At 63.5% G+C, this 26,472-nt stretch carries 20 protein-coding genes; 15 read left to right on the forward strand and 5 right to left on the reverse strand.

What is annotated here, in order from left to right:
- Nucleotides 1-32 precede the first annotated feature (32 nt).
- On the reverse strand, nucleotides 33-605 hold the full coding sequence (locus tag V3C33_07735; GenBank protein ID XAS69134.1) for a GNAT family N-acetyltransferase: 573 nt from the start codon (nucleotides 603-605) through the stop codon (nucleotides 33-35).
- Nucleotides 589-1,290 (reverse strand): YigZ family protein, encoded by a 702-nt coding sequence (locus V3C33_07740; GenBank protein XAS69135.1) that lies wholly within the window; start codon nucleotides 1,288-1,290, stop codon nucleotides 589-591. The genes V3C33_07735 and V3C33_07740 overlap by 17 nt, the downstream gene beginning before the upstream one ends.
- A 22-nt stretch (nucleotides 1,291-1,312) precedes the next feature.
- Here V3C33_07740 and coaE point away from each other — a divergent pair, with 22 nt between their 5' ends.
- The 4 genes from coaE to V3C33_07760 all read left to right on the forward strand — a co-directional run bounded on the left by coaE (nucleotide 1,313) and on the right by V3C33_07760 (nucleotide 7,373).
- On the forward strand, nucleotides 1,313-2,527 hold the full coding sequence (gene coaE, locus V3C33_07745) for a dephospho-CoA kinase (protein XAS69136.1): 1,215 nt from the start codon (nucleotides 1,313-1,315) through the stop codon (nucleotides 2,525-2,527).
- Between the two features lie 79 nt (nucleotides 2,528-2,606).
- Nucleotides 2,607-4,706, forward strand: a complete 2,100-nt coding sequence (gene uvrB, locus V3C33_07750) for an excinuclease ABC subunit UvrB (protein XAS69137.1) — start codon at nucleotides 2,607-2,609, stop codon at nucleotides 4,704-4,706.
- A 205-nt stretch (nucleotides 4,707-4,911) separates the two neighbouring features.
- Nucleotides 4,912-5,940, forward strand: coding sequence for a TerC family protein (locus tag V3C33_07755; GenBank protein ID XAS69138.1), 1,029 nt, complete (start codon nucleotides 4,912-4,914; stop codon nucleotides 5,938-5,940).
- Nucleotides 5,941-5,996: 56 nt separating this feature from the next.
- Nucleotides 5,997-7,373, forward strand: a complete 1,377-nt coding sequence (locus V3C33_07760; GenBank protein XAS69139.1) for an MFS transporter — start codon at nucleotides 5,997-5,999, stop codon at nucleotides 7,371-7,373.
- Nucleotides 7,374-7,377: 4 nt separating this feature from the next.
- On the opposite strand, the gene V3C33_07765 is transcribed toward V3C33_07760, so the two are convergent.
- From V3C33_07765 to V3C33_07775, 3 genes are all read right to left on the reverse strand, one after another.
- A complete protein-coding gene (locus V3C33_07765) occupies nucleotides 7,378-8,649 on the reverse strand; it encodes an alpha/beta fold hydrolase (protein XAS69688.1) in 1,272 nt (423 codons plus the stop codon).
- A gap of 61 nt (nucleotides 8,650-8,710) precedes the next feature.
- Nucleotides 8,711-9,211 carry a GNAT family N-acetyltransferase gene (locus tag V3C33_07770; GenBank protein ID XAS69140.1) on the reverse strand — a complete coding sequence of 167 codons (501 nt, stop codon included), beginning with the start codon at nucleotides 9,209-9,211 and terminating at the stop codon, nucleotides 8,711-8,713.
- A 23-nt stretch (nucleotides 9,212-9,234) separates the two neighbouring features.
- The gene (locus tag V3C33_07775) at nucleotides 9,235-11,781 is read right to left on the reverse strand and encodes a DUF3516 domain-containing protein (protein ID XAS69141.1); all 2,547 of its coding nucleotides are present in this window, start codon (nucleotides 11,779-11,781) and stop codon (nucleotides 9,235-9,237) included.
- Between the two features lie 123 nt (nucleotides 11,782-11,904).
- Here V3C33_07775 and V3C33_07780 point away from each other — a divergent pair, with 123 nt between their 5' ends.
- From V3C33_07780 to whiA, 11 genes are all read left to right on the forward strand, one after another.
- Complete coding sequence (locus V3C33_07780) at nucleotides 11,905-12,684, forward strand: trans-aconitate 2-methyltransferase (protein ID XAS69142.1); 780 nt, start codon at nucleotides 11,905-11,907, stop codon at nucleotides 12,682-12,684.
- A gap of 154 nt (nucleotides 12,685-12,838) precedes the next feature.
- On the forward strand, nucleotides 12,839-14,590 hold the full coding sequence (locus V3C33_07785) for an ABC transporter ATP-binding protein (protein XAS69143.1): 1,752 nt from the start codon (nucleotides 12,839-12,841) through the stop codon (nucleotides 14,588-14,590).
- 89 nt (nucleotides 14,591-14,679) lie between these two features.
- Nucleotides 14,680-16,401: an ABC transporter ATP-binding protein gene (locus V3C33_07790; protein XAS69689.1), complete on the forward strand. Its 1,722-nt coding sequence runs from the start codon at nucleotides 14,680-14,682 to the stop codon at nucleotides 16,399-16,401.
- Nucleotides 16,398-16,778: a GntR family transcriptional regulator gene (locus V3C33_07795; GenBank protein ID XAS69144.1), complete on the forward strand. Its 381-nt coding sequence runs from the start codon at nucleotides 16,398-16,400 to the stop codon at nucleotides 16,776-16,778. Before V3C33_07790 ends, V3C33_07795 begins: the two co-directional genes overlap by 4 nt.
- Nucleotides 16,779-16,823: 45 nt before the next feature.
- Nucleotides 16,824-19,751, forward strand: a complete 2,928-nt coding sequence (gene uvrA / locus V3C33_07800; protein ID XAS69145.1) for an excinuclease ABC subunit UvrA — start codon at nucleotides 16,824-16,826, stop codon at nucleotides 19,749-19,751.
- A 111-nt stretch (nucleotides 19,752-19,862) separates the two neighbouring features.
- The gene (locus V3C33_07805; GenBank protein ID XAS69146.1) at nucleotides 19,863-20,579 is read left to right on the forward strand and encodes an HAD hydrolase-like protein; all 717 of its coding nucleotides are present in this window, start codon (nucleotides 19,863-19,865) and stop codon (nucleotides 20,577-20,579) included.
- The gene (locus V3C33_07810; protein XAS69147.1) at nucleotides 20,566-21,234 is read left to right on the forward strand and encodes a lysophospholipid acyltransferase family protein; all 669 of its coding nucleotides are present in this window, start codon (nucleotides 20,566-20,568) and stop codon (nucleotides 21,232-21,234) included. Before V3C33_07805 ends, V3C33_07810 begins: the two co-directional genes overlap by 14 nt.
- Nucleotides 21,235-21,305: 71 nt before the next feature.
- A complete protein-coding gene (uvrC, locus tag V3C33_07815) occupies nucleotides 21,306-23,312 on the forward strand; it encodes an excinuclease ABC subunit UvrC (protein ID XAS69148.1) in 2,007 nt (668 codons plus the stop codon).
- A gap of 100 nt (nucleotides 23,313-23,412) precedes the next feature.
- Nucleotides 23,413-24,336 carry an RNase adapter RapZ gene (gene rapZ, locus V3C33_07820; GenBank protein XAS69149.1) on the forward strand — a complete coding sequence of 308 codons (924 nt, stop codon included), beginning with the start codon at nucleotides 23,413-23,415 and terminating at the stop codon, nucleotides 24,334-24,336.
- Nucleotides 24,336-25,355 (forward strand): uridine diphosphate-N-acetylglucosamine-binding protein YvcK, encoded by a 1,020-nt coding sequence (gene yvcK / locus V3C33_07825; GenBank protein XAS69150.1) that lies wholly within the window; start codon nucleotides 24,336-24,338, stop codon nucleotides 25,353-25,355. The genes rapZ and yvcK overlap by 1 nt, the downstream gene beginning before the upstream one ends.
- Nucleotides 25,356-25,364: 9 nt before the next feature.
- Nucleotides 25,365-26,345 (forward strand): DNA-binding protein WhiA, encoded by a 981-nt coding sequence (gene whiA, locus V3C33_07830; GenBank protein XAS69151.1) that lies wholly within the window; start codon nucleotides 25,365-25,367, stop codon nucleotides 26,343-26,345.
- Nucleotides 26,346-26,472 lie beyond the last annotated feature (127 nt).

Genomic DNA, 26,472 nt, shown 5'->3' on the forward strand with positions numbered 1-26,472 from the left:
AACCGGCACGGCTGTCTGGGAACGGTTTTGAACTAGTCCGGCGGAGTGAGGGCAACGACGGCGGTGACCGAGTCGCCGTCGAACGCCAAGTTCGCGGCGCTTGCGGTGAGAATCCGCTGCGCACCAGGGTTTCCTCGGGTGGTCCTGGCCACCACGCTGTGCACTCCGGCCCGCCGCGCTGCAGCGAGGACCAGCCGCAAGGCCGCAGTGCCGACGCCCTGGCCGCGAAAGCCCCGTCCCAGCCAGATGCCCGTCTCCACTGCGATTGCGCCTTCCTCAGTGTCTCCTGCTCCCACTACATGCAGCCCGGCCCGTTTGAGGCGGATGGAACCGGCCAGCTGGTCTGCACTGAGGACAGCCCAGCTCTTCTCCTGCGCCGGACCATTAAGCCCTGCGGCAGCCCCGCGGTGATAGGCCCGGAACCAAGCGATGCGTTCAGGATTCCAGCCTGCGCCGGTCCCCAGCGGGGGAGTGACCTCGTCCGGTTCCGCGTCGTGGAGCGCCAGTCCAAGCAGCTGCTCCAGCATATTCTCGTCGACATCCGCCAGACGGACGTGCGGCTGGTGTGCGCCCGGCCCCTGTTCGGCATCAGGCAATCGGGACATCAAGCCACTCCGTTCCCTCGGGCCGAAGCCCAACGCGTCCCGACGTCATCGACGCGAGGCGCTCCGCTGCGCCGGCAATCTCACGCTGATCATCCGTCAGTGCAAGCCGGAGCATGGTGTTGTGCGCCCCGTAGCTGGTCTCCGCCATAACGAATCCGGCTGACCGGAGGTCGTTCTCCAGCCGCCCAGCGGCGGCGTGATCCACCTCGACGGCGCAGATCCGAAGTCGGCTTCGCCGCACCAGGGGCGCCAGATCCAAGGCGGCGGATACGGATTCGGAATAGGCGCGGACCAGCCCGCCCGCACCGAGCAGGATTCCGCCAAAGTAGCGTACGACGACGGCACTTAAGTCACTGAGGTCCGTCACCCCGGGCACGGTTTCGCGTCTGATGAGTGCTTCCAGCATGGGGATGCCGGCGGTGCCGGACGGCTCGCCGTCGTCATTTGAGCGCTGGACGTCCCGGTCCGGTCCCAGGACAAAGGCGGAGCAGTGGTGGCGGGCGTCGTGGAACTCACGGCGAAGACCGGCAACCAGCGAACGGGCGGATTCCTCATCCTCGGTGCGGCGCAGAACCGTGATGAACCTGGACCGTTTGATTTCGAGCTCATGGCGGGAATCGGGACCGCGCGCGAGCGTGGTGTAAGCCGTGGCTCTGCTCTCCCGGGGATCCGCCACATCAGCCACCGGTTCAGTTTAGTCTGGTGGGGTGCTGAAGATCGGATTGACGGGCGGTATCGCCTCAGGCAAGTCAGTGGTGGCTGCGCGGTTGCGTGAACTCGGCGCCTTGCTCATCGACGCGGATGCCCTGGCGCGTGACGTGGTTGAGCCGGGCACGGCAGGCCTCACAGCCATTGTGGAGGCCTTCGGACCAGGCATGCTGGACAGTGCCGGCAGGCTGGAACGCGCAGGACTGGGCGCCGTGGTATTCAACAACCCTGAGCGGCTTGCGGTGCTGAATGGCATCGTCCATCCCCTGGTCCGGGAGCGCGCCGCAGCGGTGATCGCCGCCGCTCCGGCCGGAGCCATTGTGGTCCAGGACATTCCTCTGCTGGTGGAGACCGGCCAAGGCTCCGGCTTCCATCTGGTCCTGGTCGTGGACGCGCCGGATGACATCCGCGCACAGCGCATGCTGGACCACCGGAAGATGTCGGCGGACGAGGCGCGGTCCCGGATGGCGGCGCAGGCTTCACGGGAGAACAGGCTGGCTGCAGCCGACGCGGTGCTGGAGAACACCGGTACCCTCGCAGAGCTCCACGAGTCCGTGGACCGCCTGTGGCGGCAGCGGTTTGAGCCCTTTTCCGTAAACCTCCGGGAAGGCGCCGTTGCTCCCCGGGCAGGCGGGCCTGTGCTGACGTCCGCAGATCCGGACTGGCCGCGTCAGGCGGCTCTTCTGGCTGCCCGGCTCAAGGCCGCAGCCCCGGATGCTGTTCTTGCTGTGGATCACATCGGTTCCACCTCCGTGCCGGGGCTGGACGCCAGGGATGTGATCGACCTGCAGCTGACTGTGGTGGACCTGGAGACTGCAGACCGGATCGCCCCTGAGCTGGCAGCGGCAGGCTTTCCGAAGTGGCCCGGCAACTGGGCGGACGACCCCAAACCCCCGCATCCGCACCCGGAGCTGTGGCAAAAACGGCTGCATGGGAACGCGGATCCGGGAAGGCCGGTCAACCTCCATGTCCGCGCCGCGGATTCTCCAGGCCGGCGCTTCGCCCTGTGCTTCCGCGACTGGCTGCGGGACGATCCCGCGGCGCTGGGGGAGTACCTTGCGGAGAAGCGCCGCGTGTCCGCACGGCACGCCGAAAATTCCACCACCGCCGGTTACGCCGCATCCAAGGAACGCTGGTTCACGGCGGTTGCCGGTCCCGCCATGGAAGCGTGGGCGCAGCGCACAGCGTGGGTACCGCCGTCGTACTTCCCCTGACGGCGTACATAGTCCTGCCGGTGCCGGCGGAAGCGCAATCAGGACAGTAACTGACCGTGGCCGGCGGTACATTAGATTCATGAGCCTTGCCCAGGAAATCAATCGTGTCGTGGCCCCCTTTGAGGTCATCAGCGAGTTCCAGCCCGCCGGTGACCAGCCAACGGCCATAGCCGAGCTTACGGAGCGCATCAACAACGGCGAAAAGGACGTGGTGCTGCTCGGCGCCACCGGCACAGGCAAGAGTGCCACTACTGCCTGGCTGATCGAACAGGTCCAGCGGCCCACCCTGGTGATGGTCCAGAACAAAACACTGGCCGCCCAGCTCGCCAACGAATTCCGTGAGTTGCTGCCCAACAACGCCGTGGAATACTTCGTCTCCTACTATGACTACTACCAGCCGGAAGCCTACGTCCCGCAGACGGATACCTTCATTGAGAAGGACTCTTCCGTCAACGAGGAAGTTGAACGCCTCCGGCATTCTGCCACCAATGCCCTGCTGACCCGCCGTGACGTGATTGTTGTCGCTTCGGTTTCCTGCATCTACGGCCTGGGTACGCCGGAGGAATACATTGCAGGGATGGTGACGCTCCGCCGCGGTGCCCAGATGAACCGGGACGATCTCCTCCGGAGGTTCGTCGCCATGCAATACACGCGCAATGACATGGACTTCCACCGCGGCACCTTCCGCGTCCGCGGGGACACCGTGGAAATCATCCCCATGTATGAGGAACTGGCCCTGCGCATTGAGTTCTTCGGGGACGAGATCGAGAACATCTCCACGCTTCACCCGGTGACAGGTGACGTGCTGCGGGATGAAACGGAAATGTACGTCTTCCCTGCTTCGCACTATGTGGCCGGTCCCCAGCGGATGGGGCGCGCCATCAAGGCAATCGAAGACGAACTCGCGGAGCGCCTCAGCGTCCTCGAGGGCCAGAACAAACTCGTGGAAGCCCAGCGCCTGCGGATGCGCACCACCTATGACCTCGAAATGATGCAGCAGATGGGCTTCTGCAACGGCATCGAGAACTATTCACGCCACATCGACGGCCGGGCGGGCGGTACGGCGCCGCACTGCCTCATCGACTATTTCCCGGACGACTTCCTCTTGGTCATTGACGAATCACATGTCACCGTGCCGCAGATCGGTGCCATGTATGAAGGCGACATGTCCCGAAAGCGCACCCTGGTCGACCACGGCTTCCGCCTGCCGTCCGCTATGGATAACAGGCCGCTCAAATGGGACGAGTTCCTGGAGCGCGTGGGCCAGACCGTCTATCTGTCGGCCACCCCGGGCAAGTACGAACTCGGTAAGGCGGACGGCTTCGTCCAGCAGATCATCAGGCCCACCGGCCTGATCGATCCGGAAGTGGTGGTGAAACCCACCAAGGGCCAGATCGATGACCTTCTCGGTGAGATCCGCAACCGTGTGGAAAAGAACGAGCGCGTCCTGGTCACCACACTGACCAAACGCATGGCGGAGGACCTCACGGACTATCTGTTGGGGCACGGCATCAAGGTGGAGTACCTGCACTCGGACGTCGATACCCTCCGGCGCATCGAGCTGCTCCGTGAACTCCGGATGGGGAGTTTCGACGTTCTCGTGGGCATTAACCTGCTCCGGGAGGGCCTCGACCTTCCCGAGGTTTCCCTTGTCAGCATCCTCGATGCCGACAAGGAAGGCTTCCTGCGGTCGGCCACGTCCCTGATCCAGACCATTGGCCGTGCCGCGAGAAACGTATCGGGCGAAGTCCATATGTATGCCGACCGCATCACGGACTCCATGGCCAAGGCGATCGATGAAACGAACCGCCGCCGGGAAATCCAGGTTGCCTACAACACCGAGAACGGTGTGGATCCCATGCCGCTGCGGAAAAAGATTGCGGACATCACTGACCAGCTGGCAAGGGAAGACGCCGACACCCAGGAGCTGCTGAACAACAACCGACTGGCCAAGGGCGCCAAACGGGGGAAGGCTGCAGCCAAGGGCGCAACCATGGTCCGGGCGGACGGACTGGCTGCCGCACCGGCGGAAGATCTCGTGGGGCTCATCCAACAGCTGACGGAGCAGATGCACGGCGCCGCGGCGGAGCTGCAATTCGAAGTGGCAGCCAGGATCCGTGACGAAGTGGGTGAACTGAAAAAGGAACTGCGCCAGATGCAGGCCGCCGGCCACGCATAGGCGGCACCGGACTTCACATGGACGTTCCCTCCGCAGTCTAGGGTAAAGTTGATCTCACGTAGGGGAGTATCCCGAGCGCTACGATCGTCAACACGCAAGGCACAGTTGCCTTGCCGGGCGTAGCGGGCAGCCATTTAGCACCAAGTGCGCCAGGCCTGCCGGAGAGACTTACACCGCATCTCTGTACCCTGCGAAAGGTATTTCTGTGCCCACACTTCCCGTCTGGTTCGAGGTCGGCTCCTTCGTCGTCCTCGGCATCATTCTCGCGTTTGACCTCCTTATGGTCCTTCGGCGACCCCACGAGCCCTCCATGAAGGAAGCCGGGCTGTGGGTGGCCTTCTACGTCGCTCTGGCCCTTGGTTTTGCCGGCGCCATGTTCTTCTTCGCCGGCCATGAGTACGGCGGACAGTTCATCGCAGGCTGGGTGACTGAATACAGCCTCAGCATCGACAACCTGTTTGTCTTCATCATCATCATGGCGCGCTTCTCCGTGCCGCGTAAATATCAGCAGGAAGTGCTGATGGTGGGCATCATCATCGCGCTTATCCTGCGCGGGATCTTCATCCTGCTGGGCGCCATCGTCATCGAACAGTTCAGCTGGGTCTTCTACATCTTCGGCGCCTTCCTGCTCTGGACAGCCTGGAAGCAGGCCCAGGACGACGGCGAAGACGAAGAGGACAGGGAAAATCCTTTGATCGCCAAGCTCCGCAAGGTGTTCCCCATGTCGGAGAAGTTCGACGGCGGTAAGCTCCGCACCGTGGTCAACGGCAAGAAGGTCTTCACCCCGATGCTGATCGTCTTTGTGACCATCGGCATGACGGACCTGCTGTTCGCGGTGGATTCCATTCCCGCGATCTTCGGCCTGACCCAGAGCGCGTTCATCGTCTTTACGGCGAACATCTTTGCGCTGATGGGCCTGCGCCAGCTGTACTTCCTGCTGGGCGGCCTGATGAACCGGTTGATCTACCTGAAGCACGCACTGTCCGTGATCCTGGCCTTCATCGGCGTCAAGCTGGTCCTGCACGCCATGCACGTGAATGAGCTTCCGTTCATTAACGGCGGCCAGCACATCGAATGGGCTCCGGAAATCCCCACCTATGTTTCGCTTGCTGTCATCGTCGGCACCATCATCATCGCCGTCGTCGCCAGCCTGCTGAGTTCCGGGGTACAAAAGGCCAAGCTGGACTCCCGGCTTGAGGAAGACTCGAAGAAAAGCCTGAGCGACGCCGACTAGTGCGGCCCGGGTCCAGTCCCCTGGACCCGGGGCGCCCTCCGCCCGATGCTCGTACGGTGACTATTCTTACCGTTACGGCGCTGGACCCGCATAAGATCCAGCGCCGTACCGTTTTGCTGCTGAGTTCCGCGCAGTTGCTCAGCGGTGTGGGGAGCGGTGCCAGCTTGTCTGTGGGTTCCCTCCTGGCAGTTCAGCTCTCCGGTTCGAATGCGTGGGCTGGTTCGGTCACCACCACTATGACAATGGCCGCCGCACTGGCCGCGCTGCCGTTGGCGGAACTGGCTGAACGGCGGGGCCGCCGGACAGGCCTGATGGCCGGCCTGCTGGCTGCCATGCTGGGCGCCGTCCTGGTGATCGCGGCAACGGTGAGTGGCCTGTTTCCGGTGCTGCTCGCAGGGGCAGCGCTGCTGGGACTGGGCACTGCGGCCAATCTCCAGGCGCGGTTCGCCGCCGTGGACCTGGCGGATGCAAAACACCGCGGACGTTCACTGGCCATCGTGGTGTGGGCCGTAACAGCCGGGGCTGTTGCCGGCCCCAACCTGATCAGGCCGGGTGCAGCCGTGGGGGAAGCTCTTGGTCTGCCCGCCATCGCCGGACCATTCGTCTTCTCAACGGCCGGACTGGCGCTTGCGGCCCTGCTGCTGTTTGTCGGTCTCAGGCCGGATCCGCTCCTCCTGGCACTGCGGCTGAGGGAAGAGGCCGCCACCGCTGGCACAGCGGTGGAATCGGCACGGCCGGCGACTTCGGGTCCGGCACCGGTTGGCCCGGCTCCGCGCCGCCGTCGTTCCCTCCGAAGGGGGCTGGCTGCTGTCAGGGCGTCGCCACGGGCCGGACTTGCCCTTCTGTCCGTTGTGGCGGCCCACGGCTGCATGGCAGCGGTGATGTCCATGACTCCACTGCATCTGCAATTGCTCACGGAAGGACCGCTGGCCGTCCATGCGGACGGGCACACGCATGCCGCGAGCACGGATGTGTTCATCCTGATCGGTTTCACCATTTCGCTGCACATCGCCGGGATGTATGCACTGTCACCGGTCATGGGTTGGCTCACGGACCGCATTGGCAGAATCCGCACCATCCTGATGGGGCACGGACTGCTGTTGATCGCGGCCCGCTGCGCCGGATTCGGTTCAGCCGAACCAGTGCTGGTCACCATGGGTCTGGTGCTGCTGGGCCTGGGCTGGTCCGCGGCCACCATCGCCGGCTCCACCTTGCTGGCCGAAAGCGTGGCCGACGACCACCGGGTGCTCGTTCAGGGCGTCTCGGACACCACCATGAGCGCCGCCGGCGCCGTCGGGGCAGGATTCTCCGGGCTGGTGATGAGCTGGATCGGATACCAGGGCCTGAACATGGCTGCGGCCGTGATCGCCGCCGGAGTGATCGCCACCGTTGTGGCCGTCACATTCCGGCACCGGGTGCCCGTCACACGCTGAAAGGTCAGTTCCGGACTGACCGGGTCATGCCCAACAGCCGGGCGAAGATCGCCTCTCCATCATCCGCAATCCCGTCGTGGTGGAAATCTCCGGTCTCCCAGACCTGGAGTCCACGGACCGCCGACGCCGTTTCCAGGGAGAGTTCCCGCTCAACGTAGATGTCATCGCTGTACACCGCCGCAGCCGCCGGGACGGTGTTGGCAGCCAGCCGGTCTGGAAGGTACAGCGGTTTCCAGTCGTCCTTCGCCGCCAACAGCCCGGCCACTTCCTGCAACGGGCGCAGCGCAGCGTCCTGCTCGAAGTACCACGGGTACACCATCTCCCCGGTGAGGAGAATTTCCGCGGCGTCCGGCGCGAACTCCGGAAAGTCCTGCAGCACGCGCCAGGCGGCCCAGTCCGTCGATTTCCCCTGGCCGTAAATGGATTCATGCATCAACGCATACAGCGGATTGGCGGCGCGTGAGACAAGTCCGCGGAGCTGTTCCAGAAACGGGTCACTGAGCCGGACGCCGTCGGGAGTTTCAGTAAACGCATCCTCCAACAGATGGTGCAGTCCATCCACTCGGGTATTTCCGCCCAGGAATGCACCCACCATCTGGAACCGTTCCACCGTGAGCCGCTCGCCGCCAGGCAGGAATTCCGGAGTCTGTGTCAGGTGGAGCACGATACGGTTTACAGTGTGCCGGTCTTCGGGATACCAACGGAAGTATTCGGCATTCCGTTCCGCCACGCGACGGAAGGTAGCCCGGTACACCCGGTCAGCTGATCCTGTAAGCGGGGCCAGGCCACCCGTGATGAGGACTTCCCGCAGCCCCTCCGGCGCGAACGACAGATAGCTGAGGGCACAGAAACCGCCGAAACTTTGGCCGTAGATGGTCCATGGTCCGGAGCCAAGGGCATGCCGGATCAGTTCGGCATCTGCCACGATCGAATCTGCCCGGAAATGTGTCACGTATTCTGCCTGTTCCCGGGCAGAACCACGCAGCGGCAGGGTGTTTCGGTCGATGGGGGATGACAGACCGGTTCCGCGCTGGTCCAGCATCAGTATCCGGAAGTCCTTGGCGGCGGCCTTGCTCCAGCCGCCCAGCGAGGCCAGCCGGTTGCCTCGCCCTCCGGGCCCGCCCTGCAGATAGACGAGCCAGGGGAGCTGCGCCGCTTCAGCCTCGGTGTGGTCGGTGGAAACGTACTCGCGGGCAAAAACGGTGATGGTTTCCGTGCTGCGGCCGGACGCGAAGTGGTCCAGCGGAACCGAGAAATAGTGCTCCGCCGTGCGCATGCCGCGGAATTCATGGCGCGCCCTGACCGAATGCGCAGCTGAGGTCGCGGTTTTGGCCGATTCAGCCACGGACGCCTGCTTCCTTCCTGCTGCCGAAGGTCTCCAGCGCCGTTCCCGTCAGCCGGAACGTGGACCATTCCTCCATCGCGAAGGCGCCGAGCCTTTTGTAGAAGTCAATGGACGGTTCGTTCCAGTTCAGAACGCTCCATTCAACGCGCGCATAACCGCGTTCGACGGCGGTGGCCGCCAGATGCTGCAGCAGCGCCTTGCCATGGCCCTCGCCGCGCGAATCAGGTGTGACGTACAAGTCTTCGAGGTAGATTCCGTGGACGCCTTCCCACGTGGAGTAGTTGAGGAACCAGAGGGCAAACCCCTGTACTTCTCCGGCCGCATTTTCTGCGATATGGGCGAACACCTGCGGGTTCGGGCCGAACAAAGCTCCGGTCAGCATATCCGGGGTGTTCCGGACGGCGTCCGGTTCCTTTTCGTAGATGGCGAGTTCATGGATCATCTGCAGGATTGCGGGGACATCTTCAACGGTTGCGGGCCGGATTACACTCATGCATCCGAGCTTACTAGGGGCAATCAGAGCCTGTTGACGTCCGTCACCCGGACCACCGCGGTACCGCTTTCGTCGGAGGCTGCCAGATCCACTTCGGCCGAGATTCCCCAGTCGTGGTTCGTTGCAGGGTCATCGAAGATCTGCCGGACCTTCCACAGGCCGGGTTCCTCGGTGATCATCAGCAGACCCGGACCCCTCGCGTCAGGCCCGGTGCCGATGTCGTTGTGTTCGTCAAAGTAGTCGTCCAAAACGTCTTCCCAGCGTGCGGCATCCCACCCCGCACCGCCGTCGAGCTCGCCCAGCGCGGTGGCGCTCTCATCCGCAAACAGTTCCACGCGCCGGAACATTTCATTCCTCACCATGACGCGGAATGCACGGATGTTGGACGTGAGCGACGGCGGCGGTGGTGGCGGCGCATCATGCGGCGTCAGCACAGCACCGGAGGTCAGCTCCTCCCATTCGTCGAGCAGGCTGGAATCCACTTGGCGGACCAGCTCACCCAGCCAGGCAATGAGGTCCTCAAGGTCTTCCCGGAGGACATCCTGGGGGACCGTCTGCCGCAGGGCTTTGAAGCCATCGGCGAGGTAGCGAAGCACAATGCCTTCCGAGCGCGCCAGACCGTAAAACTGGACGAACTCGCCGAAGTTCATGGCGCGTTCGTACATGTCCCGCACCACGGACTTGGGGGCGAGCTCGAAGTCGCCCACCCAGGGCGCCGCCTTGCGGTAGACCTCGAAAGCTTCGCCCAGGATTTCCGCCAGTGGCTGCGGGTATGTGACTTCCTCGAGCATGGCCATTCGCTGGTCGTATTCTATGCCGTCGGCCTTCATGGCGGCGATCGCCTCGCCACGTGCCTTCTTCTGCTGGGCTGAGAGGATCTGCCGGGGCTTTTCGAGGGTGGCTTCAATGACGGAAACCACATCCAGGGCATACGATGCCGACTCCGGGTCCAGCAGTTCCAGCGCCGCCAGCGCGAACGGTGAGAGTGGCTGGTTGAGTGCAAAGTTGGCCTGCAGATGGACGGTCAACCTGACGGTCCGTCCGTCCGTCCCCTGTTGCTTCCCCGGGATGCGTTCCACCACTTCGGCAGCAAGCAGTTCCCGGTAGATGCCCAGTGCCTTTTTCATCAGCTGGAGCTGGGAAGACCGGGGCTCATGGTTTTCAGTCAGCAGGCGCCGGGCGGCCTTGAAGGGATCACCGGGGCGTTCCATCAGGTTCATCAGCATTGAGTGGGTCACGGTGAAGCTTGAGGTGAGCGGGTCCGGGACGGACCCAACCAGGCGCGTGTAGGTGGGCTCGCCCCAGGACACGAAGCCTTCAGGCGGTTTCTTTTTGACCACCTGGCGGAGCTTTTTCTGGTCGTCGCCGAACTTGGCAGTGGCCTTCGCCATGGCTTTGACGTTTTCCACCACATGCTCGGGGGCCTGTACCACCACAGTGCCGGCGGTGTCGTAGCCTGCGCGGCCGGCCCGGCCCGCGATCTGATGGAATTCACGGGAATTCAGCAGCCGTGTCCGGACGCCGTCGTACTTGCTGAGCGCCGTGAGCAGCACCGTGCGGATGGGAACGTTGATGCCTACGCCCAGGGTGTCGGTGCCGCAGATGACCTTCAGCAGACCGGCCTGGGCCAGCTGCTCCACCAGGCGACGGTACTTCGGCAGCATCCCGGCGTGGTGGACGCCGATACCGTGGCGCACCAGCCGGTTCAGGGTCTTGCCGAAGCCGGCGGCAAACCGGAACCCGGCAATCAGCTCCGCAATCCGGTCCTTCTCTTCGCGCGTGCAGACGTTGATGCTCATCAGGGTCTGGGCCCGGTCAATGGCTTCGATCTGGCTGAAGTGCACCACATACACCGGGACCTGCTTGGTGGACAGCAGCTCTTCGAGCGTTTCGTGGACCGGGGTCTGGTGGTAGTAGTAGTGCAGCGGAATGGGACGCTCAGCGGAACTGACAGTCGTCGTCGGACGCCCGGTGAGTTCAGTAATGCCGGCCTCGAAGCGGCTGACATCGCCAAGGGTGGCGGACATCAGCAGAAACTGCGCCTGGGGGAGTTCCAGCAGCGGGACCTGCCACGCCCAGCCGCGCTGGGGATCGGAATAGAAGTGGAATTCGTCCATGATGACGGAGCCCAACACTGCCGCGGTGCCTTCACGGAGAGCGATGTTTGCGAGGATTTCCGCGGTGCAGCAGATGATGGGCGCATCCTGGTTGACGCCGGAATCGCCGGTGATCATGCCAACGTTCTCTGCCCCGAAGATCTCGCACAGGGCAAAGAACTTCTCCGAGACCAGGGCTTTGATGGGGGCCGTGTAATAACTGCGTTCGCCTCGCGCCATGGACTGGAAGTGCGCCGCGATGGCCACGAGAGACTTGCCGGATCCGGTGGGCGTCGCCAGGATGACATTGGCTCCGGAGGCCAGCTCCATGATGGCCTCGTCCTGCGCCGCATAGAGTTCAAGGCCGCGGCTTTCCGTCCACTCGACAAACCGGGTGTACAGCCCGTCCGGGTCGGCGCCTGCACCCGTGGGGTTTCGTTCGGCCGGGGCAGGAAGCTGTTCAACGAGTTTCATTGATTTCCAGCTTAGTGCCAGGCACCGACACCACGGCGCCGGGGGAGGCTGCCGCCTTGGTGTGCGGGCGGGGCAGGGCTAGGCTCACGGTGTCGGTGCCAGCACGAACCCCCGGAGGCAGACTTGAAATGGGATCCAGCAAAATATGTCCAGTTCGGTGATTACCGGGACAGACCCTACTTCGACCTGACGGGCCGCGTCCATGCCTCGGCTCCCCGCCACGTGGTGGATCTGGGCTGCGGGCCGGGCAACCTGACTGCAACACTTGCAGAGCGCTGGCCGGACGCCGAGGTACTGGGCCTGGATTCCTCAGCCGAGATGCTGGCGAGATCCGCCCCTTATGAGGAAGCCGCGCCTGGCCTGAGCTTCGGACTTGCCGATATCGCGGAGTGGACGCCCGCAGCCGAGACAGACGTTGTGGTTACCAACGCCGCATTGCAATGGGTGCCCGGCCACCTGGAATTACTGGCCGGCTGGGCGGCAGCGCTGACGCCCGGAGCCTGGTTCGCCCTTCAGGTGCCGGGAAACTTCAGCTCTCCTTCGCACGTGCTGATGCGGGAGCTGGCGGAGTCAGCCGAATGGTCTGCAAAGCTCGACGGCGTATTGCGGCATGACGGTGCGGTAGCCGAGCCGGCCAGTTATCTGCAGACCATGCTCGACGCCGGATGTTCGGCTGAGGCCTGGGAGACCACATACCAGCAGGTACTTCCGGGGAAGAATCCGGTACTGGAATGGGTCCGGGGTACCGGGCTGCGGCCTGTCCTGGCTGCGCTGCCACCAGAAGATGCGGAGGCGTTCGAATCCGAATACTCTGCCCTTCTGGACGAGGCCTATCCGTCCATGGAGCACGGCACAGTCTTCCCGTTCCGCAGAATTTTCGCCGTGGCCCGCAAGCGCCACTGACGCTTTGATCCGGCGGATTCGGCCGGATCACGTTGTTTTCACAGCGTGTGAGAACAATGCGCAGTGTGATGTGGCTTACAATGGCGGGGCAGCTAATGGCGGCTGGCGTCTTGCTGATTCTGGATCCGACTCCCGATCTACGCATGGAGGTACGGTGCTTGTCCGAATGATGGCGCGGCTGCTTGCGGGCCACAAGGTTGCTGTCACGGCCATTCTGCTCCTGCAGCTTGTCCAGACCGCAGGGAATCTGCTCCTGCCCACGATCAATGCCAGCATCATCGACGATGGAATCGTCAAAGGTGATACCGGACTGATTCTCCGGCTGGGCGGCTGGATGTCGGGCATCGCCGCCATGCAGGTACTCGCTGCTTTGGGGGCGGGATACCTCGGTGCATCCGTGGCAATGAAGCTGGGGCGGCAGCTGCGCCGGGAGCTTTTTGCCCAAATCCAGAACCTGTCCTCCCAGGAAGTCGCGGCCTTCGGCACACCGAGCCTCATAACGCGCGCCACCATCGACGTCCAACAGATCCAGTCGCTCGCGGTGCTTGTCTTCACCATGCTGGTGGCCGCGCCAGTCATGGGAATCGGAGGCATTGCGCTGGCTCTGCACAAGGATGTGGCGCTATCCGGAATCGTGATTGCCATTGTGCCGGTGCTGCTGCTGATCATGTACTTGATTGTGCGCCGGCTGGTGCCCCTCTACCGGCGCGGCCAGGAACTGGTTGACCGCATCGGTGGAGTGCTGCGGGAACAGATCATCGGCGCCAACGTCATCCGTGCCTTTGTCCGTCAGCGTCACGAAACAAGCAGGTTCGCCGAAGCGAACCGCCAACTCACGGGCAACAACCTGCAATCCGCGCTGATGGTGGCAGGAATGCTGCCCCTGATCATGATTGTGGTGAACCTTTCCTCCGTGGGCGTGGTCTGGTTCGGCGGGCACCGGATCGAGGACGGCCAGATGCAGCTCGGTTCGCTGACCGCCTTCATCGCCTACATTCTGCAGATCCTGATGGCCATCATGATGGCCATGTACGTGTTTATGACAGCCCCACGAGCCGCAGTCTGCGCAGAGCGTATCCAGGCAGTGCTTGACACCGCACCTGCCATCTCAGACGCGGCGGACGCCGCCGACCCCCTGGCCATGGCAGCAGGGGGTGCCCTAAAGGGGGCAGTGGAGTTCCGCAATGTCGGTTTCTCCTACCCGGGCGCTGAAGCCGCTGTGCTCGGAAACGTCACCTTTACAGCACGCCCTGGAACCACCACCGCCATCATCGGATCAACGGGCAGCGGCAAGTCCACACTGCTCAACCTGCTGCCGCGCTTTCTCGATGCAACGGCCGGGGAAATCAGAATCGCAGGACACAATATCCGCTCGCTCCGGCTGGACCACCTCAGGGGCTGTCTCTCCATGGTGCCGCAACAGGCATACCTCTTCGCGGGAACCGTGGCGGAAAATCTGCGGGTTGCGGCGCCGTCCGCGCCGGATCTGGAGCTGTGGCTGGCCCTCCGCACAGCGCAGGCTGAGGACTTTGTCCGGAAGCTGCCCGGCGGGCTGCAGTCCGCCGTGGCCCAGGGCGGCACGGGGCTGTCAGGCGGTGAGCGGCAGCGGCTCTGCATTGCCAGGGCCTTGCTGCGGAAAGCCCCCGTTTATCTTTTTGATGACAGCTTTTCAGCCCTTGACTACGCTACCGAAGCCCGGCTGCGTGATGCCATGGCGCCCACATTGGATGGGGCCGTGACGATAATCGTCGCCGAGCGGGTCTCCACAATCGTCGACGCCAGTCTCATACTCGTGCTTGACGATGGACGTCTCGTGGCGCAGGGCACCCACGCTGAGCTTCTGGAATCCTCCCGGACGTACCGTGAGATAGCTGCCTCCCAGCTTGCACTGGAGGACTCCCCGTGACGGAATCCGCCGCTGCGGGGCAGAACCCGGCGCGGTTCCGGCAAGCGGCGATGAGGCTGCTTGGCCTGTTGGGGCCCGTCAAATGGCGGATGCTGACGGTGGTTGCCGCCACCTGCGGATTCGTGGCGCTTAACGTGGCCGCCCCCAAGCTCCTCGGTGACGCCACCGACGTTGTGGTTGACGGTTTTTATGGCGGAACTCTTAACCAAGGGAAACTTGCGGCGCTGTTGGTGACGGTAGCGCTGATGTATGTTGGCGCGTCGCTGTTCAGCTGGATCCAGGGCGCGCTCACAGCCGGCGCCGTCCAGCGGCTCATCTATGGCCTGCGGGCGTCAGTGCAGGAGAAACTGCACAGATTGCCGTCAACCCACTTCCAGGAGCAAACACGCGGTGACGTCCTGAGCCGGGCCACCAATGACATTGACAACATCTCGCAGACCTTCAACCAGCTGCTCACACAGCTGATTATGTCCGTCCTGATGCTTTGCGGTGCACTGGCCATGATGCTGTGGATCTCGCCGCTGCTTGCCGCCATAGCACTGGCATCCGTACCGCTTTCCACGCTCATCACGGTGCTGGTTGCCAGGAAGTCCCAGTTCCACTTCGCCGATCAGTGGACGGCAACGGGGGAGCTGAACGCCCACATCGAGGAATACGTCACGGGCCATGAGGTCATCAAGGCGTTCAGCCGTCAGGAGGCTGCAGCGGCAGTCTTCGGGGGCAGCAACGACCGTCTTGCCCTCACCGCGGCGCGCGCACAGTATGCTTCCGGCATTGTGCAGCCTCTCATGGTGGCTGTTTCAAATCTCAACTACATTGCCGTCGCCGTGGTGGGGGCACTGCAGGTGGCCGCGGGCGCCATGACCATCGGCGGAATCCAGGCATTCATCCAGTTCAGCCGGCTGTTCACCCAGCCCATGGGCCAGATCGGCGGCATGCTGACCCTTATGCAATCCTGCGCGGCCTCGGCTGAGCGGGTTTTTTCGCTGCTGGATGCTGACGAGATTCCGGCGGAGCCGGACGTTGTGGGGGCCACCGCTGAACCAGGCGGCCGGATCGTATTTGACCACGTAACGTTCGGTTATGACCCGGTTTCACCCGCAGTCAGGGATCTCTCCTTCGCGGTGGAGCCCGGCCAGACCGTCGCAATCGTTGGCCACACCGGGGCCGGTAAAACCACCGTTGTTAATCTGCTGATGCGTTTTTACGAGCTCGACTCGGGCCGGATCACGATGGATGGGATCGATATCTCAGCCATGCCCCGGGATGTCCTTCGCAGCGGGTTCGGCATGGTGCTTCAGGACGCGTGGCTGTTCACGGGGACCATCCGGGAGAACATTGAATACGGCCGTCCCGGGGCCAGCGACGCTGACGTGATCGCGGCGGCCAAGGCCAGCCACGTGGATCATTTTGTCAGGTCGCTGCCCGCGGGTTACGCCACCATGCTGGGCAATGGGGGCGGCTCGCTGAGCCAGGGCCAGCGCCAGCTCATCACCATTGCCAGGGCACAGCTGGCAGGCCGGAGTGTCCTGATCCTGGACGAGGCCACGAGCTCCGTGGACACCAGGACTGAGGTCCTGATCAGGGAAGCGATGCAACGGCTGCGGAGTGGCCGGACCAGCTTTGTTATTGCCCACCGTTTGTCCACCGTCCGGGACGCTGATCTAATCTTGGTCATGGACCACGGACGCATCGTTGAACACGGAACCCACCCTGACCTGCTGGCGGCGAAGGGATTCTACACAAACCTCTACACCGCCCAGTTTGCCGGACGCAGCCGGAAGCGCGGGAATATGGGGGCCGGCCTGTGAGCGCGGGCGTTTCCTTTCCCGGGAACTGGAAACCCAACGAAAGCAGCTCGGTGCCGCTTTTTGATCAGTTGCGGCTGCACGTGATCGAGCAGGCGGACCGGGGCACGCTATCTGCCGGCACCAGGCTGCCCGCGGTCAGAAGCCTGGCCGGGCTCCTCGGCGTGGCACCCCACACGGTGGCGCGTGCCTACAAGGAACTTGAGGCGGCAGGGGTAGTGGCCACACGGGGGCGGAACGGGACGGTGGTCTGCGCCCGGGATGAGCGTTGGGGCGCGGTGACAGCCGCCGCCGCAGATTTCGCAGGGGCCGCCAAGGCACAAGGGGTTTCGTTCGCCGAGGCCGTGCAGCTGTTCGCCGCGGCCTACGACGCCGAATAGCCGGCCGCATGGATATTCGAAGAAGTTTTCGATTAGCATTAGTCCGTGCCCAAAGCCGTAGTTGAAGAAACAGCCGTTGAAAACAAGTCCGCCGTCGCGCCTGTAGACGGACCCAAGCCGGCGCGCCCGGACCTGTCCCGCCTCATAGTGAAGGGGGCACGTGAACACAACCTGCGCAACGTTGATCTCGATCTTCCCCGCGATGCCATGATCGTTTTCACGGGACTGTCCGGGTCCGGGAAATCCTCCTTGGCGTTCGACACCATCTTTGCCGAGGGTCAGCGCCGCTATGTTGAGTCGCTGTCGGCCTACGCGCGCCAGTTCCTCGGGCAGGTGGACAAGCCCGACGTCGATTTCATCGAAGGTCTCTCGCCTGCGGTGTCCATTGACCAAAAGTCCACGAGCAAGAACCCCCGCTCCACCGTGGGAACCATTACCGAGATCTACGACTACATGCGCCTGCTCTGGGCCAGGGTGGGGCGGCCGCACTGTCCTGTCTGTGCCGAGCCCGTTACAAAGCAGACGCCCCAGCAGATTGTGGACCAGCTGCTGGAACTGGACGACGGAACACGCTTCCAGGTGCTCGCGCCCGTGGTCCGCGGACGTAAGGGGGAGTTCGTGGAACTCTTCAAGGAGCTGACCGCCAAGGGCTACTCACGCGCCCGGGTGGACGGCGAGCTGATCCAGCTCAACGAACCTCCCAAGCTGGGCAAGCAGTTCAAGCACAGCATTGAAGTGGTGGTGGACAGGCTGGTGGTCAAGGAGGGCATCAGCCAGCGGCTGACCGATTCCGTGGAGACGGCACTCGGCCTGGCCGAAGGCAGGGTCCTGGCAGAGTTCGTGGATCTTGACGCCGACGCCCGTGGCCGTCTGAGGGCGTTCTCGGAAAACCTTGCATGCCCCAATGAACACCCGCTGGCCATCGACGAAATCGAGCCGCGGTCATTCTCGTTCAACAATCCGTTCGGCGCCTGCCCGGCATGCAGTGGCATTGGCACAAAACTGGAAGTGGACGAGGAGCTCATCGTCCCCAATCCGGAGCTCTCTCTGGGCCAGGGCGCCATCGCGCCGTGGTCTCTTGGCACCGCCACCACGGAATACTGGAACCGGCTGCTGGCGGGGTTGGCCAAAGAGCTGGAATTCTCCATGGACACGCCCTGGGAGAAGCTTTCCGCCGACGTCCGTCAGACCGTGTTGCATGGCAAGGACCATAACGTTGTGGTCCAGTACCGGAACCGTTTCGGCCGGGAGCGCAAGTACAGCACCGGCTTCGAGGGCGCCATCCAGTACGTCCACCGCAAGCATGGTGAAACGGACTCCGACTGGGCCAGGAACCGCTACGAGGAATACATGCGGGAGATCCCGTGCCCGGTCTGTAACGGCGCCCGGCTGAATCCGGCCTCGCTGTCCGTTCTGATCAACGAGAAATCCATTGCCGATGTGGCCGCCATGCCCATGCGCCAGTGTGCGGAATTCCTGAACAACCTGGTGCTCACGGGACGCGAAGCGCAGATTGCCCATCAGGTGCTCAAGGAGATCCAGGCACGGCTGACTTTCCTGCTGGATGTCGGACTGGAATACCTGAACCTTGAACGGCCGTCGGGCACACTTTCAGGCGGAGAGGCCCAGCGGATCAGGCTCGCGACCCAGATCGGCTCCGGGCTCGTGGGCGTCCTGTACGTCCTTGACGAGCCGTCCATCGGGCTGCACCAGCGGGACAACCGCCGGCTGATTGAAACCCTCACACGGCTGCGCGATCTCGGAAACACGCTCATTGTGGTGGAGCATGACGAGGACACCATCCAGGAGGCGGACTGGATCGTGGACATCGGCCCGGGCGCCGGCGAGCACGGTGGACGGGTGGTGCACTCCGGTTCGTACAAGGAGCTGCTGGAGAACACAGAATCGCTGACGGGCGACTACCTGTCGGGCCGGAAAAAGATCGAAATCCCGAAGAAGCGGCGGAAGTATGACAAGAAGCGTGAGCTCAAGGTCATCGGCGCCCGTGAAAACAACCTGGTCAACGTTGACGCCGCGTTCCCGCTGGGTCTTTTCACAGCGGTAACGGGTGTGAGCGGCTCCGGAAAGTCCACACTGGTCAACGAGATCCTCTATAAAGTGCTGGCAAACAAGCTCAACGGAGCCAAGCAGGTGGCTGGCCGCCACCGGAGCGTCCAGGGGCTGGAGCACCTGGACAAAGTGGTCCACGTGGATCAGAGCCCTATCGGCCGTACACCCCGTTCCAACCCCGCCACCTATACCGGTGTGTTTGACAACATCCGGAAGCTCTTCGCCGAGACCACCGAGGCCAAGGTCCGCGGTTACCAGCCGGGACGCTTTTCGTTCAACGTCAAGGGCGGCCGGTGTGAAGCCTGCTCCGGCGATGGCACGCTGAAGATTGAGATGAACTTCCTGCCGGACGTTTATGTTCCGTGCGAGGTCTGCCATGGTGCCAGGTACAACCGCGAAACACTGGAAGTGCACTACAAGGGCAAGACCATCGCGGATGTGCTGAACATGCCCATCGAGGAAGGTGCAGAGTTCTTCGCTGCTTTCTCGCCGATTGCACGGCATCTGAACACGCTGGTCGACGTCGGACTCGGCTACGTACGTCTGGGCCAGCCCGCAACCACTCTCTCCGGAGGTGAGGCCCAGCGGGTGAAGCTGGCTGCGGAGCTGCAGAAGCGTTCCAACGGCCGCAGCGTCTATGTCCTGGACGAGCCAACCACCGGTCTCCACTTCGAGGACATCCGTAAACTGCTGATGGTGCTCCAGGGACTGGTGGACAAAGGCAACACGGTAATAACCATCGAACACAACCTGGATGTCATCAAGAGCGCGGACTGGATCGTGGACCTCGGCCCTGATGGCGGATCCGGCGGCGGCCAGATCGTTGCAACGGGCACGCCCGAGCAGCTCGCAAAGTCCACTGAAAGCTACACGGCGTCGTTCCTGGCGGACATTCTGCGCTAGCGGAAGGCATGTGCAACGCGCGGGCCTGGAAATGCCGTGGGCCGGCGCGGAAGTATTCCTCTGCGGGCATGCGAGTTTCGGGCATTAGTGCTGTCGTGAGAAACTAAGCCGGTGACTCTTTCAACAGTGCCCGTAATCTTCGACCTGGACGGCACTCTTGTCGATCCGGCCGGCGGAATATCAGACGGAATTGCTTCGGCTCTCGGGGAACTGGGCATTCCCGTTCCCAGCCAGGAACTGCTGGATGCGATGATCGGTCCCAAACTCAGCGATTCGCTCCTGAACGTTGCGATGGTTCCGGCCGGCCAACTGGACGAGGCAATACGCATCTACCGGCAGTATTATCTGGCCACCGGCATTGCCCAGGGCCGGCTGTATCCGGGAATCCGCGGGTTGCTGGAGAACTTCGTTGCGGCCGGCCGTCCGATTGCAGTGGCCACCCAGAAACCGGAAGGTCTGGCGCGGACCGTCCTGGAACACCACGGAATCGCCGGCCTTTTCCAGTTCATCAGGGGATCGGCGGCGGATGAATCTGCCGCGGCCGACGGACCAGTCGGCAAGACCGGGATCATCGCCGCCGCCTTGTCGGACCTGGGCACGCAGCACGCCATCATGGTGGGCGACCGGGCGCAGGACGTCGCAGGTGCCATCGCAAACGGCCTCGACTGCATCGGGGTCAGCTGGGGCTTTGCAACGGATGGAGAGCTTCAGGAAGCGGGAGCTGTGACCGTTGTCGACAACACGGCTGCCCTGCTGCAAACCGTTGAACACCTCGAATCGATCCACAGCGCAGCCATGAGCGAGGTGCAAAACGATGGCACTGTTTGATGCGATCCGCTGGACTACCCGCGGGCTCATTGCCGGAACCTGCCGGCCCACTGTCATTGGTCTCGAGAATGTTCCCAAGGACGGGCCGTTCATTGTTGCCCCGAACCACCTGTCATTCCTGGACAGTGTGATCGTCCAGGCCCTCATGCCTCGCCCCGTGGCCTTCTTTGCCAAGGCCGAGTACTTCACCACCACGGGTGTCAAGGGCCGTGTCATGAAGTCGTTCTTCGAAGCCGTGGGTTCCATTCCGGTAGATCGTGGTGAACAGGCAGCCAGTGTCCAGGCGCTGAAAACGCTGCTTGACATCCTGGAATCTGGCAAGGGAATCGGAATCTACCCGGAGGGAACACGCTCGCGGGACGGCATCCTGTACCGCGGCCGCACCGGCGTCGGCTGGCTTGCGCTGACCACCGGAGCCCCGGTCATTCCGGTGGGTCTGATCGGCACGGAAAACCTGCAACCGGCGGGCCGGAACGCCGTCAAGCCGCAGCACTTCATCATGAAGGTCGGGGAGCCCCTCTACTTTGAGAAGACAGGCCCGGACCATTCCCTTCCTGCCCGGCGGCAGGTCACCGACCGGATCATGGATGCCATCGCCGAACTGAGCGGCCAGGAGCGCTCCACCAGCTACAACCAAAGCAAAACCGTCGAATAGTACGGATCGGAGCCCGGAGCCCGGAGCGGGGCCCGGCCGCAGGCAAGGCAGCGCCTCAGTAGACTGGAACAGTGGCAGATCCAGCGAGTTACAGACCCCGGACAGGGGAGATTCCCACCAACCCGGGCGTGTACAGGTTCCGCGATCCGCAGGGCCGGGTCATCTACGTGGGCAAGGCCAAGAGCCTCCGGTCCCGGCTCAACTCCTACTTCGCCAACCCGGCGGGCCTTTTGCCGAAGACCCACGCCATGGTCCATGCGGCGAGCAGTGTTGAATGGACTGTGGTGGGAAGCGAGCTGGAGTCGCTGCAGCTGGAATACACCTGGATCAAGGAATTCAAGCCGCGCTTCAACGTAGTGTTCCGGGACGACAAAACCTACCCCTACCTGGCGCTCACCATGGGAGAGAAGTTCCCCCGGGTGCAGGTCATGCGCGGCGACCGCAGGAAGGGCACGCGGTATTTCGGTCCGTATACGGCCGGTGCCATCCGGGAGACCATGGACACCCTGCTCAGGGTCTTTCCGGTCCGCAGCTGCAGCCCCGGTGTATTGAAGCGTGCCCAAGCCAGCGGCAGGCCGTGTCTGCTGGGCTACATCGACAAATGCGCCGCGCCGTGTGTTGGCCGTGTCACACCCGAAGAGCACCGGGCGCTGGCGGAGGATTTCTGTTCATTTATGGGCGGCGAGGCCAAACGCTTTATCGGAAAGCTGGATAGGGAAATGGCGGCGGCCGTGGCTGAGCTGGACTACGAACGCGCCGCCCGCCTCCGTGACGACATCTCCGCGCTGCGGAAGGTCTTCGAGCGCAACGCGGTGGTCCTCGCCGAGGATACAGACGCTGACGTCTTTGCGATCCACGAAGATGAGCTGGAGGCTGCCGTCCAGGTGTTCCACGTGCGCGGCGGCAGAGTCCGCGGTCAGCGCGGCTGGGTCGTTGAAAAGGTGGAGGATTCCACTACACCTGACCTGGTGGAGCACCTGCTGCAGCAGGTCTATGGTGAGGACGGCGACAGTCACGGCCGGTTGCCCCGCGAGGTTCTCGTCCCGGTGGCGCCGAGCAATGCCGCCGATCTCACCGAGTGGCTGGGCGGGCTGCGCGGCGCTAAAGTGGACGTCCGCGTGCCGCAGCGCGGTGACAAGGCAGCGCTGATGTCCACGGTGCGGGAGAACGCCGAGCACGCCCTGAAGCTGCACAAAACACGCCGGGCCGGCGATCTGACGGTCCGGTCGCAGGCGCTGGTGGAGCTGCAGGAAGCATTGGACCTGCCGGTGGCGCTCCTGCGGATTGAGTGCTTCGACGTTTCCCATGTCCAGGGCACCAACGTGGTGGCATCCATGGTGGTGGTCGAGGACGGCCTGCCAAAGAAGTCCGATTACCGGAAGTTCTCCGTGACGGGCGCCGCAGCTGCTGACGACACGGCCGCGATGCATGACGTCCTGACCCGGCGGTTCCGGCACTATCTCCTGGACAAGACTGCACAGGTCGAGGCGGCGCAGCTTCCTGGCCATCAGGCTGCCCTGGCTTCGGCAGCTGATGCCTCCGTGGCGGACACCACGACACCCGCGCCCAGAGCCCGTTTTGCCTACCCGCCCAACTTGGTGGTGGTGGACGGCGGCAAGCCCCAGGTCAACGCGGCGGCCCGCGCCCTCGCAGAGCTCGGGATAGAGGACGTCTACGTTGTGGGCCTGGCCAAGCGGCTGGAGGAGGTCTGGCTGCCGGACAGCGACTTCCCGGTGATTCTGCCGCGTACATCGCAGGGCCTCTACCTGCTGCAGCGGATCCGTGATGAAGCACACCGGTTTGCCATCACTTTCCACCGGCAGAAGCGGGGGAAAGCCATGACGGTCTCCGCCCTGGACGGTGTTGCGGGGCTCGGCGAGTCCAAACGCAAGGCGCTCCTTGCCCATTTCGGCTCGGTAAAGGGCATCAAGGCTGCGTCAGAAGCGGAACTGACAGCCACAAAGGGGATCGGGCCATCACTGGCAGCCTCCATTGTCAGCCACTTCCGCGCTGCTGCGGAATCGAACGAGACGATACCAGCGGTCAATATGACCACCGGCGAAATCCTCGAAACTTAGCTAGGGCACGGAATCTTAGCTAGGGTAAGGAACGGGGATTCCGCAATTGGTGCTAGACGAATGACAACGCAAAATACATAGCAGGAATGGGGCTTGATTGATGGCAGAGTCAACGGCAGGGTCCGGAACGGGGCAGGACGGTTTGACGCCGGTCAAGCCCCTCGAAGCGGAGCTGCTCGTGGTGACGGGAATGTCCGGGGCGGGACGCAGCACGGCCTCGGATGCAATGGAAGACCACGGCTGGTATGTCGTTGACAATCTGCCGCCGCAGATGCTGGGCACCCTGGCCGAGCTGGTGTCCCACGCCCCGCAGTCGATTCCAAAGCTTGCCGTTGTGGTTGATGTACGAAGCAAAGCACTGTTTGCGGACATCCGCGCCGCGCTGGGCGCGCTCGAGGCGAGTGGTGTCACCTTCCGCGTACTGTTCCTCGATGCCAATGATGACGTCCTGGTCCGTCGTTTTGAGCAGGGCCGGCGGCCGCATCCGCTTCAGGGCGGCGGACGCATCCTTGACGGAATAGCAGCCGAGCGCGAGCTGCTGAAGGAACTGCGCGCCGCCTCCGACGTCGTACTGGACACTTCCGAGTTCAACGTCCATGGACTCGCTACGGCCATCACCGAACTCTTCAGCGAGACCGGTCCGGTGGCGCTGCGGCTCAATGTCATGAGCTTCGGGTTCAAATACGGCCTGCCCGTGGATGCGAACTATGTTGCCGACGTCCGCTTCATTCCGAATCCGCACTGGGTGCCCCAACTTCGTCCGCATACCGGGCTGGACAAGGACGTCAGCGATTACGTCCTTGAAGCCGAGGGAGTCAAGAGTTTCGTGGACCGCTATGTGCTGGCGCTGGAACCGGTCCTGGACGGCTACCGCCGGGAAAACAAGCATTACGCCACCATCGCCGTGGGGTGCACCGGCGGGAAACACCGTTCGGTGGCTGTCGCCGTCGAGCTTTCCAAAAAGCTGGCCCAATATCCACGCGTCACGGTGACCACAACGCACCGGGACCTGGGCCGCGAATAATGGGATTGCTTACCGGCCCGTTGCCGCTGATTCCGCCTGCGAACGGCATGACGTCGGGCCAGCAGGACAAGGGACCGTCCGTGGTTGCTCTCGGCGGCGGCCACGGGCTCTCGGCCTCCTTGTCCGCTTTGCGGCTGCTTACCTCTGAACTCACGGCAATCGTGACTGTAGCGGACGACGGCGGTTCCTCCGGCCGTCTGCGCGAAGAGTACGGTGTCCTCCCGCCGGGCGACCTGCGGATGGCACTGTCCGCACTCTGCGACGATACCGACTGGGGTCGCACCTGGCGGGACGTGATGCAACATCGCTTCCAGCCGGGCAAGGGGCAGGGCGGTTCCCTTGATGAACACGCCATGGGCAACCTGTTGATCGTGACGCTCTGGGAGCTCCTTGGTGATGCCGTTGCCGGCCTCAAATGGGCGGGGGCGCTGCTCGGCGCCCGCGGTCAGGTGCTGCCTATGTCCACCGTGCCGCTGACCATCGAAGGGGACGTCCGCATCACGGCTCCTGACGGCACATACGCCATTCAGACCATCAGCGGCCAGGCCAAGTGCGCTGTGGCCGGCTCCCTGGAACGGGTAAGGCTGGTTCCTGATGGCGCACCGGCGTGTATCGAGGCGCTGACCGCCATAGAACTGGCTGACTGGGTGATCCTCGGGCCCGGCTCCTGGTACACCTCGGTGCTTCCGCACCTGCTGCTTCCCGAAATGCGGCAGGCCCTGTGCGATACCGCCGCCAAGCGGTGCCTCACCATGAACCTGGCCACGGACACCAAGGAGACCTCCGGGATGTCCGCGGCCGACCACCTTCATGCGCTTCGCAAATACGCACCGGACTTCAGTGTGGACGTTGTACTTGCCGATCCGGCTTCCGTTCCGGACCTGCCTGAATTCGAGAAGGCCGCCGGGATGATCGGCGCCGAGGTTGTCTTGGGTAAAGTAGGGGCGTTGGGCCGCCGTCCCGTCCATGACCCCCTGCGTCTGGCAACGGCTTACCACGATATTTTCGGGAACAGTTAGGAAGGTGCCATGGCACTGACAGCATCGGTTAAAGAAGAACTGTCCCGTCTGGACGTCAAGAAGTCCTCAGTCCGCAAGGCTGAAGTTTCAGCGATGCTCCGTTTCGCCGGCGGACTCCACATCATTTCAGGCCGGATCGTGATCGAGGCCGAGGTGGACCTCGCGTCCACAGCGCGCCGGCTCAGGGCCGCGATCGCAGAAGTCTACGGACACCAGAGCGAGATCATCGTGGTGTCCGGCGGAGGGCTGCGCCGCGGCAGCCGTTACGTGGTGAGAGTGGTCCGCGACGGTGAGGCACTGGCCCGGCAGACCGGCTTGCTTGATGCACGCGGCCGTCCCGTCCGCGGCCTTCCTTCGGCAGTGGTCAACGGTTCGGCGGCCGATGCCGAGGCCGTCTGGCGGGGTGCGTTTCTGGCACACGGATCACTGACCGAACCCGGCCGGTCCTCCTCCATGGAGGTCACCTGCCCCGGGCCGGAATCGGCACTTGCCCTGGTGGGTGCTGCCCGGCGGATTGGAATCCAGGCCAAAGCCCGTGAGGTCAGGGGAGTGGACCGCGTGGTGATCCGGGACGGTGACACCATCGCCGCCCTGCTGACCCGGATGGGCGCACACGATGCGCTGATGGTCTGGGAAGAACGGCGCATGCGCAAGGAAGTCCGGGCCACCGCCAACCGGCTCGCCAACTTCGACGATGCGAATCTCCGCCGCTCCGCCCAGGCCGCGGTGGCCGCCGGTGCCCGGGTGGACCGCGCTCTGGAGATCCTGGGCGACGACGTCCCCGACCACTTGAAATACGCCGGTGAGCTCAGGGTGGGCCACAAGCAGGCGAGCCTGGACGAGCTCGGCCGGCTGGCAGATCCTCCCATGACCAAGGACGCGATTGCGGGCAGGATCCGGAGGCTGCTGGCCATGGCCGACAAACGGGCCATTGACCTGAACATCCCGGGCACGGATGCCAATGTGACGCCCGAAATGCTGGACGAGTAACACCGCCCCTAGAATCGAAACCAGGTGGTGGAAATACCTGCCGCGCGGCAGAGGTATGACCATGGCATCGGCCGGACGGACAGGATAGCCGCCACCGGAATTTTCCGGGTGCTCAGCCACCCGGATG

This window comes from Micrococcaceae bacterium Sec5.7 (assembly GCA_039636785.1).
Classification (GTDB): Bacteria; Actinomycetota; Actinomycetes; order Actinomycetales; family Micrococcaceae; genus Arthrobacter.

Coding starts and splice junctions, on each gene's coding strand:
- whiA (XAS69151.1), top strand. CDS start 25,365: ATGGCACTGACAGCATCGGTTAAAGAAGAACTGTCCCGTCTGGACGTC.
- V3C33_07810 (XAS69147.1), top strand. CDS start 20,566: ATGGCACTGTTTGATGCGATCCGCTGGACTACCCGCGGGCTCATTGCC.
- V3C33_07775 (XAS69141.1), bottom strand. CDS start 11,781: ATGAAACTCGTTGAACAGCTTCCTGCCCCGGCCGAACGAAACCCCACG.
- rapZ (XAS69149.1), top strand. CDS start 23,413: ATGGCAGAGTCAACGGCAGGGTCCGGAACGGGGCAGGACGGTTTGACG.
- V3C33_07765 (XAS69688.1), bottom strand. CDS start 8,649: ATGCGCACGGCGGAGCACTATTTCTCGGTTCCGCTGGACCACTTCGCG.
- V3C33_07735 (XAS69134.1), bottom strand. CDS start 605: ATGTCCCGATTGCCTGATGCCGAACAGGGGCCGGGCGCACACCAGCCG.
- uvrB (XAS69137.1), top strand. CDS start 2,607: ATGAGCCTTGCCCAGGAAATCAATCGTGTCGTGGCCCCCTTTGAGGTC.
- V3C33_07790 (XAS69689.1), top strand. CDS start 14,680: ATGCTGACGGTGGTTGCCGCCACCTGCGGATTCGTGGCGCTTAACGTG.
- yvcK (XAS69150.1), top strand. CDS start 24,336: ATGGGATTGCTTACCGGCCCGTTGCCGCTGATTCCGCCTGCGAACGGC.
- V3C33_07770 (XAS69140.1), bottom strand. CDS start 9,211: ATGAGTGTAATCCGGCCCGCAACCGTTGAAGATGTCCCCGCAATCCTG.